The sequence below is a fragment of the Streptococcus jiangnanensis genome, assembly GCF_040888325.1.
Lineage (GTDB): Bacteria > Bacillota > Bacilli > Lactobacillales > Streptococcaceae > Streptococcus > Streptococcus jiangnanensis.
The window spans coordinates 179,262-192,701 of sequence record NZ_JBFNFF010000001.1 but is presented as its reverse complement, the minus strand read 5'-3'; the positions used below and the strand labels follow the sequence as shown (position 1 = coordinate 192,701).

The 13,440-nt window shown below is 43.0% G+C and carries 11 protein-coding genes and 1 riboswitch; all 11 genes read right to left on the bottom strand.

Annotated features, from left to right (window positions below; all coding sequences use genetic code 11):
• Nucleotides 1-31 precede the first annotated feature (31 nt).
• Nucleotides 32-1,564 carry a cardiolipin synthase gene (cls, locus tag AB2B49_RS00895; protein ID WP_049505488.1) on the bottom strand — a complete coding sequence of 511 codons (1,533 nt, stop codon included), beginning with the start codon at nt 1,562-1,564 and terminating at the stop codon, nt 32-34.
• Between the two features lie 343 nt (nt 1,565-1,907).
• The gene (locus tag AB2B49_RS00890) at nt 1,908-2,360 is read right to left on the bottom strand and encodes an SP_0198 family lipoprotein (RefSeq protein ID WP_049505489.1); all 453 of its coding nucleotides are present in this window, start codon (nt 2,358-2,360) and stop codon (nt 1,908-1,910) included.
• A 90-nt stretch (nt 2,361-2,450) separates the two neighbouring features.
• Complete coding sequence (locus tag AB2B49_RS00885; RefSeq protein WP_049505490.1) at nt 2,451-3,701, bottom strand: bifunctional folylpolyglutamate synthase/dihydrofolate synthase; 1,251 nt, start codon at nt 3,699-3,701, stop codon at nt 2,451-2,453.
• Between the two features lie 410 nt (nt 3,702-4,111).
• Nucleotides 4,112-4,417 carry a DUF1292 domain-containing protein gene (locus tag AB2B49_RS00880; RefSeq protein WP_000017624.1) on the bottom strand — a complete coding sequence of 102 codons (306 nt, stop codon included), beginning with the start codon at nt 4,415-4,417 and terminating at the stop codon, nt 4,112-4,114.
• 15 nt (nt 4,418-4,432) lie between these two features.
• Nucleotides 4,433-4,852, bottom strand: a complete 420-nt coding sequence (gene ruvX, locus AB2B49_RS00875; RefSeq protein ID WP_049505491.1) for a Holliday junction resolvase RuvX — start codon at nt 4,850-4,852, stop codon at nt 4,433-4,435.
• A 3-nt stretch (nt 4,853-4,855) separates the two neighbouring features.
• Nucleotides 4,856-5,122 (bottom strand): IreB family regulatory phosphoprotein, encoded by a 267-nt coding sequence (locus tag AB2B49_RS00870; protein WP_000507059.1) that lies wholly within the window; start codon nt 5,120-5,122, stop codon nt 4,856-4,858.
• Nucleotides 5,123-5,209: 87 nt separating this feature from the next.
• On the bottom strand, nt 5,210-5,779 hold the full coding sequence (locus AB2B49_RS00865; protein ID WP_049505492.1) for an SP0191 family lipoprotein: 570 nt from the start codon (nt 5,777-5,779) through the stop codon (nt 5,210-5,212).
• 66 nt (nt 5,780-5,845) lie between these two features.
• Entirely contained in the window at nt 5,846-6,244 is a 399-nt protein-coding gene (spx, locus tag AB2B49_RS00860) for a transcriptional regulator Spx (RefSeq protein WP_000591165.1), read from the bottom strand.
• A 134-nt stretch (nt 6,245-6,378) separates the two neighbouring features.
• Nucleotides 6,379-9,039 carry a magnesium-translocating P-type ATPase gene (gene mgtA, locus AB2B49_RS00855; protein WP_049505493.1) on the bottom strand — a complete coding sequence of 887 codons (2,661 nt, stop codon included), beginning with the start codon at nt 9,037-9,039 and terminating at the stop codon, nt 6,379-6,381.
• A gap of 195 nt (nt 9,040-9,234) precedes the next feature.
• Nucleotides 9,235-9,386, bottom strand: a riboswitch (M-box (ykoK) riboswitch).
• Between the two features lie 55 nt (nt 9,387-9,441).
• Nucleotides 9,442-10,503: a M24 family metallopeptidase gene (locus tag AB2B49_RS00850; RefSeq protein WP_001042877.1), complete on the bottom strand. Its 1,062-nt coding sequence runs from the start codon at nt 10,501-10,503 to the stop codon at nt 9,442-9,444.
• A complete protein-coding gene (gene uvrA / locus AB2B49_RS00845; RefSeq protein ID WP_049505494.1) occupies nt 10,496-13,327 on the bottom strand; it encodes an excinuclease ABC subunit UvrA in 2,832 nt (943 codons plus the stop codon). The genes AB2B49_RS00850 and uvrA overlap by 8 nt, the downstream gene beginning before the upstream one ends.
• Nucleotides 13,328-13,440: the final 113 nt, after the last annotated feature.

The following is a 13,440-nucleotide window of genomic DNA, read 5'->3' as shown; positions in this document are numbered from 1 at the left end:
ACCCAGCCTTGGGCTAGATCTTGATGGATAGTTAGAGCATAGGTGCAAACAACTGGACAATTTCCTTGATGAGGCTTTGATACCAGCTGGTTTTGATGGTGTGGGGATAAATTTCTTGAGAAACTTTAAAAATCTCTTCGAAGTCCCTTTCAATATCGATGATGGACTGCGTTCTATAAAGCAAGACGGCATTTTCATAGTGGTGGAGCAAGCTACGATAGTCAAAATTGATGGTCCCCACAGTAGCTGCCTCTCCATCGACAAGCATTTGCTTGCTATGAAGGAATCCCGGACTGTACTCATAAATACGAACCCCTGCAGATAACAAGTCTGGATAGGCTCCTCGAGTAACTAACTGAATAACCTTCTTATCTGGGATACACGGTGTCACAATTCGCACATCTACCCCTCTCAGAGCTGCATTTTTGATACTTTCAGTTAGATCGTAGTCCGCAATCAGATAGGGAGTCGTGATATAGACGTAATCTGTAGCTTGATTGATAAGATTTTGATAGACCGTTTTTCCAACTTGGGCTCTGTAGATGGGTTTTGGTCCACTACTATAGGGAATACAGAGCCCCATCCCATCTTTTGGTTGATTTTCGAGATGGTATTGGTCAAAGTCACTAATCTCTCCACGGTTGATGTACCAGGCAGATAAAAAGAGTCTGGTAAAAGCCTTAACTGCAGGTCCATCCAGACGAATACCGCTATCCTTCCAGTAACCAAAACGTTCGATATGGTTGATATACTCATCAGCCAGATTGATACCACCTGTATAGGCAATTTGACCATCTATAATCATGATTTTACGGTGATCACGGTTGTTATAAGCAACGGTCAAACGTGGAATCACCTTGTTAAATTTGTGGGCTTCAATCCCTCGGCTACGAAGCTGGATGGTGTAATCCCCAGGCAAGGTTGCCATACATCCAATATCATCATAGAGAAGCTTCACTTCTACTCCTTGAGCTGCCTTTTCTTCCAAAATCTCTAAAATACTGTTCCACATCAAGCCTTCTTCGATGATATAGTACTCAAGAAAGATAAATTTCTCCGCTTTCCTGAGATCCTCTAGCATCTGGTGCCACATACTTTCACCAGAGGCAAAAAATTGTGTATCCGTTCGATCATAGACATCAGCATTCGTATCCATGCTGAGGAGAGATTTGATAACTCCGTAAGCTGACTTGTCCTGCTCTTTTAACTCCAAACGGAGAGCTCTGCTATTGTCCTCTCGATCAACCATTGATTGGAGCTGCTTTAGCTGCTTCATTTCCTTTTTAGATAAACGGCGTTCTCCAAACATGATATAGAGCAATGGCCCAAACACTGGCACAAAGGCTACTAACAGCCATGTTACCTTACTCTCAGGATTCATAGACCGATTGACAATCGATACAATAGTCGCTAAGCTCACTAAAATGACTAGGATAATCCAGACAATTGGAGCCATCTGGCCTAGATAGAGAAACAAACCAAAGACGATAAACAACTCTGCCAACATGATGGTAATACTGAAACCATATTTGGACATGAGTAGCTGCATTTTTCTAGCTGTCATACATCCCCTTTCTTTTCTAACATTCTCCTTAACTGCTTGATAAACTACTGTTTCTACTAGTATACCTCAGTTCAGGGGTAGATGGCAACCGTTTGCCTTTTTCTATGCAAACTATTCCAAGAACTGCAAGATTTCTAAACTACACCCACACTATATGAAGCACTGCCCCTCTTATATTTTTAACTAGGGTATTAAGAGGCTTAAAAAGAACTACCAAAATGATAGTTCTTTCCAATATTATTTATATTTTTCAATATCGCACAAATCCTATGATAGTCGCTATTGAAGTTGTAGAAGGTAAAGCTGAAACCTTAATTCCAAACTTCTATTTAGATTTGAGATCCTATTTCGTTAATACCACTCGGTCAGATGCCTCTCGGTCCATATCATCGATAATCAATTGATTACCATTAACCGTGTAAATTTTGACATCATCACCGATAATGACACGTTGTTTTTCTGGTTCAAAGCTGACTTGCTTGATTTCCTTATCCCCATCTGGCTCGACCTCAGTCCATGTGCCAGTTTTACCTGTTACAACAAGAGTGATTTGGTCATTCTCATCTTTTCCAGTATAGGTACCATCGATATTCGTAGGTTGAGCTACAGTAGTGTCCTGACTTGAGGATGCCTGCGGTTGACTAGCACTTGTCGTAGCGCTAGAAGATGATTCTTGTTGAGTAGATGATTGCTGAGCAGATTGCTGGGTAGGGGCTTGTGCCTTAGGTCCACAAGCTGCTAAAAGACTAAGAATTGCTAGGGAAGCAATAGAAAGTGTGAATGTTTTCGTTTTCATAGCGATTTCCTTTCTTTTGTGCCAATGTTTTGCTGGAATCGTTTCCAGATATACCTCCTACCTACAGTATAGCAACATAAACCTATAAGGTCAACTAATCTCGTCGCTTCCTACCAAACTTGCTCGGACTTCCGAGATAAAGTAGAGGGATCCCGTCACGAAAAGCAAGTCCTGGCCATTGGCCTTATCTTCAAATTCTCTGATAAAGTCGCCATAGGAAGGAATCAAATCATAACCTACCACATCCTTTTCATCCAGAGAGCCTTGGTAGTCAAAGCCTGTTACCTTAAGTTTTACCTGAGGCAACTGCTCAGATAGATAACCTAGCATCCCCTGATAATCCTTGCGTTTAAGTGCTCCAAAAAGGATGCGAACCTGGTAACCTTGCTGGATTTTCCCTTGGATAAACTCTACTAGACGAGTCAAGGCTGGCAGATTGTGAGCCCCATCTAGGTAGATTTGCGGACGAATCCGTTCCAATCGACCTGCCCAATGTGTTTCCTTCAAAGCCCGTCTGACAAACTCTTCTTCGACCCTTCCACCTCTTGACGCCATAAACAGAAGAAAAGTTTCTAAAGCTAAGGCGGCATTTTCTTGCTGGTAAGCACCTTCCAAACTGATGTCAAGTTGGGAAAAGCTTGCTAGCTTACTTGAAAAATTCCCAGCATTAAAGGTGAAGTCTCCCCCAGCTTGATAGAGATCCACACCTAACTCTCTCGCTGTATTTTGACAGACAAGTTTAGCTTCTGGAGCGAGCTTAGCGATGACTGCCTTCTTGCCAGCCTTGAAAATACCAGCTTTCTGCTCGGCTATTTCCTCCAGACTATCCCCCAAGGTCTCCTGATGATCTAGCCCAATGGAAGTAATAACTGCAATCTCCCCTGTTACGACATTAGTGGTATCAAGCAAACCACCAATTCCCACTTCTAGCAGAACTAGATCCACTCCCTGCTCTTTAAAGTAAAGCAAGGCAATCAGGGTCAACAACTCAAAGAAAGACAATTGATCATGTGTTTCTAAGAGAATTTTCTCCATCTCCTTGACTTGGTTAGCTATACGGACAAAATCTTCCTCTGCGATTGGTTGCCCATTAATACAGATTCGATCATGGATACTGACGATATGAGGAGAGGTAAAAGTACCAACTTTTTTACCATGAGCAACAAACAACTCCCTCATAAAGGTAATAGTTGACCCTTTACCGTTAGTCCCTGTTACGTGGATAATAGGATAAGTCTTCTCAGGATTCCCCAGCAAATCCACAGCTCGCTGCATTCGTCCAAGTCCAGATCTAAAGTTTAAACCAATCCGACTATGAAGCCATTCTTCTACTTCAAACATACATGTCTCCTTAACAAAAGTCCAATCAACTATAGCATCAAAGTATGATTGCAAATAAAAAAACGAGGTCGGGACTAAAATCCCGACCTCTTACCTGGTTAGCTAATCACTAGCTACTATGAATTTCAACGTGAGCTAAAAATGTTCCTAGAACTTACCAGTTCTCTCTTATTTAAAGGAACTGGGCTAAAAACATCCACTGGATGTTCCTGCTTTTTCTTATTTCTAGAAGCAGGGGTAAAAACGTCCCCCGGACTTACCAGCTCTCTCTTATTTCAGGGAGCTGGGCTGATACAGTCTCCCAGACTGCCTGCGTTTTTAATTTCTAGCGCAGGGCTAAAAACGTCCTCTGGATGTTCCAACTCTTTCTAGTTTCTAGGAGTTGGGGTGATACAGTCTCCCAGACTGTATCACTCCTCCATAAAGCTGTTGAAGACTTCTTCAATCATGTTCCATTCGTCTTCTGAGTCTTCTGGGATTGGTTGCAATTCGCCTTCTGTTCCGTCTTCATTTTCGATAAATGAGTAAGCTTGAATTTCAACTTCACCATTTTCATCTTCTTCTGCATTAACTGGCACTAGCAGAACATAGTTTTTACCAAATTCTTCTTTTCCGTCGATGGTCAAAAGAATTTCAAACAAGGTTTCATTTCCTTGCTCATCTACTAGTGTAATCAATTCACGTTCTTCGTGGTCATGGTTGTGATCGTGTGACATAGTTTCTCCTCTGTCTTAAAATTTTCTATCTAAATAATTTTGCAAAATCAGCTGAGCAGCCAACTTATCAATAACTTTCTTGCGTTTGTTACGGCTGATATCTGCTTGTTCAATCAACATACGTTCCGCAGCGACCGTTGTCAAACGCTCATCCTGATAGTCTACTGGCAAACCAAAAAGTTCTTCTAGCTTGGCACCATAAGCTTGACTGGATTCTACTCGCGGACCGCTGGTATTGTTCATATTTTTTGGCAGACCTACTACAAAGCGTTCTACCTTATAGCTGTCAACCAATTCCTTGATACGGTCAAAACCAAACTGGCCCTGATCCTCATTAATCTGGATGATTTCAAGTCCCTGAGCGGTGAATCCTAGGGGATCGCTAATCGCCACCCCTACTGTTTTTGAACCGACGTCCAATCCCATAATTCTCATAGATTATAGATCGACTCCTTGTCCCTTAAGGTAGTAGCGTACCAGTTCTTCAACAATTTCATCACGCTCATACTTACGGATTTGATTTCGTGCATTGTTATAACGAGGAACGTAGGCAGGGTCACCACTCAATACATAACCGACGATCTGGTTAATCGGATTGTAGCCCTTGTCATTCAAAGAAGCATAGACATCTGTCAACGTTTCGCTAATTTCTTTCTTATTGGAATCATCCAATTTAAACCGTACAGTTTCTTCAGTAAATCCCATTCTAACACCCTCTTTCCTTAGAATATTACTATTATAGCATATTTCCTTACGTTCTACAAATAAATCAGTTTGTTTATTTGGATTTTCTTACTGTTCTGTCGCCCCATTTGCCACTCTGTCAGCAATATACTGGCTAGGTTCGTTTTTTAAGAGATTTTCAAGACCAATATTTTTTAAATATTCTAGTTGAGATGCCTTTTTGACATCCAAAACTTGAAAATCATAAGTCGTTGTAGTCTGGATTTCTGTCTCGCTGAGTAGCTTTGTTTCCAGTTTGAATCCTGCTAGTTTGCGTGCCTCTTGGATGGTCTCATCCTTTTCTTCCGCTTCTAGAAGCGCTTTTTGCGTCTCCTCTAGGCCATTTTCAGAGATAAAGGTCTTGAGTTCATCCCCGACAGGTCGTTTTTGCTGGATGATCAAGGTCAAAAACTGATTACCTTTATAGGTAATGGTCTGAGTCTGTTGCGTTCCATTTTCTGACTTCGGCATCAACAAGGTCTTGGTGACAACCGTATTCTTTTCGGCATTGTCCAAAACGGGAAGGTTGGATTGGAGAGGTTCAGATGCTGTTGTGGAAGCAGCAGGAGTTTCCTTTTTTTGCCCACATCCCGCAAGCAAAAAGAGGAGAGCAAAACTAGCAATTAGTAACTTTTTCATAATTCCTCACATGATTTTAAAACAAAAGAGCAAACAAGGCCAGGAGTCACTCCCAGCCTTGATGTTTTATAGAGCTGCACGTAGACGTGCTTCTGCATTTTCTACATTACGGACAGAGCGTGGCAAGAAGGCACGGATATCATCTTCTTTATAGCCGACTTGCAGGCGCTTCTCATCAACGAGAATCGGACTCTTTAAGATCCGTGGTGTTTCCATGATTAGGTTGAGCACTTCATTGACACTCAAATCCTCGATATCAACTCCAAGTGCCTTAGCGTAGCGGTTTTTTGACGAAACGATACTGGCAATTCCATTATCTGTTTTCGTTAGAATATCTAATAACTCTTCTCTTGTAATTCCTTCTTTACCGAGATTTTGTTCTTTATAACTTAACTGGTGGGCATTGAGCCAGGTTTTCGCTTTTTTACAGCTAGTACAACTTGAGACTGTATAAATTTTGATCATGTACCTACCCCTTTCGCTACATGTTACTATCAGTTTAGTCTATTATACCATAAAAAACATCCGACTTGCGACCTATTTTTAAAAAAATTTAACTTTTTTCGCGATTTTCGTACTTTTTTCTTGACAAAATCAATTTATAACCAACTTTTAAATTTTTTGATATACAATCGTTTTACAACTGTAACACTTATCATATAGAGAACGATAATCAAAAGCAAAAAGAGGAAATAAATTGGTTCCAAAGGGGTTAAATGAAGCAGGCTAGCAATTGAAGAGTAGGGAAGGAAGGTCACAAAACTAGCTGCTAGCAAGGTTGTTCCAAGAACAAACCATGATGGACGACTTTGTAAGAAAGGAAGTTTTGCTGAACGAAGCATATGGATAACCATGGTTTGGGACCACATGGATTCAATGAACCAACCTGTCTGGAACAAGATGATAAAGCCCGTTGCAGCCTCTGCTCCGTGAGCATAGGCTTGACCTGTCGCCATTGGGACAATGACAAAATAGAGCAAAATAAAGGTTAAAATATCAAAGGCAGAAGAAATCGGACCCATCCAAATCATAAAACGAGTAATAGACTTAGCTTCCCACTTATGAGGATGTTTCAAAAAGTCTTCATCCACATTATCAAATGGCAAGGCAATGCAAGAAAGGTCGTAGACGAGGTTTAAGACAATCAAGTGAATCGGAGCCATAGGAAGGAAAGGTAAAAAGATACCAGACACTAACAGAGAGAAAATATTCCCGAAGTTAGAACTGACCGTCATCTTGATATATTTGGTCATATTAGCGTAGACCTTACGCCCTTCAACCAGCCCTTTTTCAAGCACCATCAAATCCTTATCTAGCAAAATGACATCAGCCGTTTCTTTGGCAATATCTACTGCTGTATCAACCGAAATCCCCACATCTGCCACTTTCATAGAAGGAGCATCATTGATCCCATCTCCCATATAGCCGACACAATGTCCATTCGATTTGATTTGTAAAATGATTCGTGCTTTTTGATCCGGAGAGAGTTTGGCAAAGACAGTCACTTTCTCAACTGCTTGGGCCAACTCTTCGTCCGTCATGGCATCAATATCCGAACCCAACAAGATTTGATCAACGTCTAGACCAACTTTTTCGCAAACTGCTTGGGTTACCTTCTCATTGTCCCCCGTCAAGATTTTCGTTTGAACACCGTGTTCTAACAAAGCTTGGATAGCAGGTGCTGCTGATGGTTTTGGTGGATCTAGAAAGGCAAGATATCCTGTTAGAATCATCTCTTTTTCATCTTCAACGGAGTAAGCAAAACCTTCTTTTAGGCCTGTTTTATAGGCGACTCCCAAGACTCGCAATCCCTGTTGATTGAGTTGGTCCACTTCTTTTAAGATTTCCAATCGGATATCATCCGTCAGAGGGCTAATCTGACCTTGATATTCCACATGGGTTGAAATCGCAAGCATTTCCTCTAGAGCACCCTTGGTTACCAAACTAACAACTTCGTTCTCATCCTTGACGATGACACTCATCCGTCTGCGTTCAAAATCAAAGGGCAATTCGTCTATTTTTTGGAAGCTAGTATCCAAATTTTGTAGAATAGCGTGTTCTTTAGCTTCTTTTTCAGTTCTACTGATAATGGCACGGTCCATCAAGTTTTTCAAACCGGTTTGAAAATAGGAATTGAGATAGGCCCGTCTCAACACAGACAAATCCAAATCTCCATGTATATCCAAAGGATATTCAAGGACAATTTCGTCTTGGGTAAGGGTTCCGGTTTTATCCGTGCATAAGATATCAATAGCACCTAGGTCCTGTATGGCATTGAGTTTTTTGATGACGACTTTTTCCTTGGCCATGATAATGGAGCCTTTTGCTAAACTAGCCGTGATGATCATAGGAAGCATCTCAGGTGTCAATCCAACACCAACACTCAGTGCAAACACACCTGCTTCCAGCCAGTCGCCATCTGTCAAGCCATTGGAGAGAAAGACGATGGGAACCATGACCAACATCAAACGGATCAAGAGCCAAGAGATGCTGTTCATCTCCCGTTCAAAAGAGGTCGGTTCGTCATAGGTATTGAGAGTCTGCTCGATTTCTCCCATCATGGTGTCATCACCGACCGCTAGAATCAAAGCCTTGGCGCTTCCTGATATCACATTGGTTCCCATAAAAGCGAGCGCTTCTGCTTCTAGCAGACTATCAAAATTTGACTGACTCATTTTTGACAAGGCTAGTTTTTCAACCGAGTCACTTTCACCTGTCAAACCAGACTGTTGAACAAAGAAATCACGTGATTCAATCAAAAGGAGGTCTGCTGGTATCATATCCCCAGCACTTAATTTGACTATATCTCCAACGACCAAATCTTCAATTGCAACCTCTAAACTCTGGCCTTCACGAATAACTGTGGCTGTGTTCACAATCATTTTTGATAGATTGGTCGCAGCCTTGTCACTCCGCAGTTCTTGGACAAAGCGTATACCACCAGAGATTAGAACGAGAACGACGATAATGATAGAGGTTGTCGGATCTTCTTGTCCAGGCTTCGCCAACCAGACATTGGTCACCATGGAGATCATAGCGATGACCAGCAGGATGATTGTAAATGGATTGATAATAGATTCGTAAATCTTTTTGAGGATACTGTCTTCTTGACCCTTGGTGATGGTGTTTTCGCCATATAGGTCACGATTTTTCTCCACCTGCTCCTCAGTCAAGCCTGTTAGACTTGTCTTATAAAAAGATAGAGTTTCGTTTAAGGGTGTGTGAATAGCTGTTGCTAATCTTTCTTTTGTAGTTTTCATTGGTTTCTCCTATCTGTATGAATGATGTGTTTCATACACAGAGACCAATCACTTTATAAGGGCAGAACGACACAAATCAGCGATTGGCTGTGTATGTGCGGTTCTGGATGATCGTCAATTTGCATCGTTTGTCTCCTTTCCTTGTTCTAAAACAGTAGAAAATCCCACCATAAAATGGCAGGATTAAAAAACTAATTATCTGTTTTTTCGTTCAAGCTTTAACTCCATAGGGCGATGTAATGAGCTTAGTCTTGGCCTTCGCGACCAGGACTGTTGACCAACGAGTAGTGTCTCCACTGCTTTGCGGTAGTCATCCGTATCCCTATGGTAGCCTCACCTACCGTTTTCGTCTATCAGTATAAACCTTTAAAATATAAAAGTCAATGATTTATCTTAATTTTCTTAAATAACAATTAATTCCTTCGGCGCTAGAGTCAACAATTCGCAACCGTTATCTGTAATCAGGATATCATCCTCGATACGGACCCCGTATTTACCTTCAATATAGATACCCGGTTCATCAGTCAAGACCATACCAGACTTAATGACTTCTTTCGAAGTTTGGCTAAAATAAGGTTCTTCGTGTATATCCAGTCCGATACCGTGTCCAATACCGTGAGTAAAGTAGTCGCCATAGCCTGCCTCGATGATAATATCACGAGGTATTTTGTCAAAGTCGCGGAAACCTAAGCCATCCTTAGCTTGATCAATCAAGGCTTGGTTGGCTTTCAGAACCGTATTGTAAATCTCTGCCTGCTCGTCACTGACATGACTGAGGTAGATGGTCCGTGTCATATCACTGACATAATGGTCGTAGAGACAGCCGAAGTCCATGGTAATGGCTTCACCTAGTTCTACTGGTTTGTGCATCGGATGGGCATGGGGCTTAGAAGAGTTGATACCACTGGCTAGAATGGTATCAAAAGACAAGCCAGATGCTCCCAGCTCACGCATACGGAAGTCAAGGAAGTTGGCAATTTCGATCTCAGTCTTTCCAGGTTTGATAAAGTCAAGTGCATCGTGGAAAGCTTGGTCTGAGATGGAACAAGCCTTGCGAATAGTCGCAATCTCCTTCTCATCCTTAATCATACGAAGCGTTTCAACAAACTGAGTCTGTGGAAGCAAGTCAATCCCTGCAAAGGCCGTCTGCATACGGTGGTAATAAGAGACCGAAATCTCGTCTTCAAAACCGACGCGAGACAAGCCCATATCCTTAACAATGCCTGCAATAACAGCCAATTCATCGCGGTCAGCCACAATCTCAAAACCTGTTACTTCTTGCTTAGCCGCAATGATATAACGAGAGTCCGTCACCAAAACCTGACGGTCACGGCTGATAAAAACTGTTCCATTTGAACCCCAAAAACCAGTCAAATAATAGACGTTTTTAAGGTTGTTGATGATGATACCATCTAGTTCTTTTTCTTGCATTTTAGCTAGAAATGCTTGCACACGTTTATTCATGATCTAACTTTCCTTTCAAATAGTGTCCTGTGTAGCTGGCTTCATTGGCCGCTACTTCTTCTGGAGTTCCTGTTGCGATGATGGTTCCTCCACCGACACCGCCCTCAGGTCCCAAATCGATGATATGGTCTGCCGTCTTGATAACATCCAGATTGTGCTCGATGACGAGGACTGTATTGCCATCGTCGACAAAGCGAGCTAAAACTTTAAGCAAGCGAGCGATATCCTCAGTATGAAGCCCTGTCGTTGGCTCATCCAGAATATAGAAGGATTTTCCTGTCGAGCGTTTATGGAGTTCACTAGCCAACTTCATACGCTGAGCTTCTCCTCCAGAAAGGGTGGTAGCCGGTTGCCCTAGCGTTACATAGCCCAGCCCCACATCCTTAATGGTCTGAAGTTTGCGTTGAATCTTGGGAATGTGTTGGAAGAATTCCACCGCATCGTTGACGGTCATGTCCAAGACCTGCGAGATATTCTTTTCCTTATAGTGGACTTCTAGGGTTTCACTGTTATAGCGAGTCCCGTGGCAGACTTCACAAGCCACGTAAACATCTGGCAAGAAGTGCATCTCGATCTTGATAATCCCGTCACCTGAGCAGGCTTCACAACGACCTCCCTTGACGTTGAAACTGAAACGGCCCTTCTTATAGCCTCGAATCTTAGCTTCATTTGTCTGGGCAAAAAGGTCACGTATATCGTCAAAAACTCCCGTATAGGTAGCCGGGTTGGACCTCGGCGTCCGTCCGATCGGGCTCTGGTCAATGTCAATCAAGCGGTCTACATGCTCAATCCCTGTAATCGTCTTGAATTTACCAGGCTTGTCTGAATTGCGGTTAAGCTTCTGGGCAATGGCTTTTTTGAGGATACTGTTGATTAAGGTCGATTTCCCTGAACCTGATACCCCCGTCACTGCGATGAATTTTCCTAGCGGGAAGCGAGCGGTGATATTTTGCAAGTTGTTCTCACGCGCTCCTGTCACCTCGATAAAACGACCATTTCCGGAACGGCGCTCTTCTGGTACTGGAATCGCACGTTTCCCTGACAAGTACTGACCTGTGATAGACTTGCTGTTGCGAGCCACCTGCTTGGGTGTTCCTGCAGCAACAATCTCGCCACCAAAAACACCGGCACCTGGACCAACGTCAATCAGATAATCCGCCTCTCGCATAGTATCTTCGTCATGTTCTACCACGATGAGAGTATTGCCCAAATCACGCATCTTTTTCAGACTGGCAATCAGGCGGTCATTATCCCTCTGGTGAAGACCGATAGACGGCTCATCTAGGATATAGAGGACACCTGATAGGTTGGAACCAATCTGGGTTGCCAAGCGAATTCGCTGACTCTCACCACCTGAAAGGGTTCCTGCCGAACGTGACAGAGTCAAATAGTTGAGTCCCACGTTATTGAGGAAGGTCAAGCGATCCTTGATTTCCTTGAGGATAGGACGAGCAATGATGGCTTCATTTTCAGACAGGGTCAGCTGACTCACCAAAGCCAAGTGGTCTGCGATAGACAAGTCTGAGATTTCTCCGATATGCGGTCCTTGCTCCCCACCCACACGGACAGACAAGGCCTGGTCGTTGAGACGGTAGCCGTGGCAGGTTCCACAAGTCAGCTCATTCATGTAGAGACGCATCTGGGTGCGCGTGTAGTCACTATTGGTTTCATGGTAACGACGCTTGATATTATTGACAACTCCCTCAAACGGAATGTCAATATCGCGCACACCGCCAAATTCATTTTCATAGTGGAAATGGAATTCCTTGCCATCCGAGCCGTAGAGAATCAAGTTTTTATCTTCTTCTGACAAGTCCTCAAAAGGCTTATCCATATCCACTCCAAAGGCTGTCATGGCCTGCTCTAGCATGTTTGGATAGTAGTTGGATGAGATAGGATTCCAAGGTGCCAAGGCTCCCTCACGCAAAGTTTTGCTGGTATCAGGAACCACCAAGTCAACATCCACCTCTAGCTTGATGCCCAAACCGTCACACTCACTACAAGATCCAAAAGGAGCATTGAAGGAGAAGAGTCGAGGCTCTAATTCTGGGACAGTAAAACCACAAACTGGACAGGCATAGTGCTCAGAAAAGAGCAACTCCGAATCGTCCATAGTGTCGATAATCACATAACCTTCTGCGATACGAAGGGCAGCCTCAATGGAGTCAAAGAGACGGCTACGGATGCCCTCCTTGATGACAATACGGTCGACCACAACATCGATATTGTGTTGCTTGCTCTTAGACAGTTCAGGCACTTCGGTCACATCATAGACTTCCCCATCCACTCGGACACGAACATAGCCATCTTTCTGAATCTTTTCAATGACGCTCTTATGTTGTCCTTTTTTCTTGCGGATAACAGGGGCCAAAATCTGCAAGTGTTGGCGTTCTGGCAATTCTAAGACCTTATCAACGATTTGCTCCACAGAAGAAGCCTTGATAGCCCCGTGTCCGTTGATACAGTAAGGCGTCCCCACACGTGCGTAGAGGAGACGCAGATAGTCATTGATTTCAGTCGTCGTTCCCACGGTCGAACGAGGGTTTTTGCTGGTGGTTTTCTGGTCGATGGAAATAGCTGGGCTGAGGCCATCAATGGCATCCACATCTGGTTTTTCCATATTGCCCAAGAACTGGCGAGCGTAGGCTGACAAACTCTCTACATAGCGACGTTGGCCCTCAGCATAGAGGGTATCAAAGGCCAGACTGGATTTCCCAGAACCTGACAAACCAGTCACAACAACCAGCTTGTCTCGCGGAATCTCCACATCAATATTTTTTAAGTTATGGGCACGTGCCCCATGAATGACAATTTTATCTTGCATCTTTGTTCTTTCTAGTCCATTATTGCTTTCCATTATACCAAAAAATGTGAAATTCTATTACCCAAAAAGCTGTTTTTATAGTATAATAGTACGGTGCAAAAAATGAATCACTG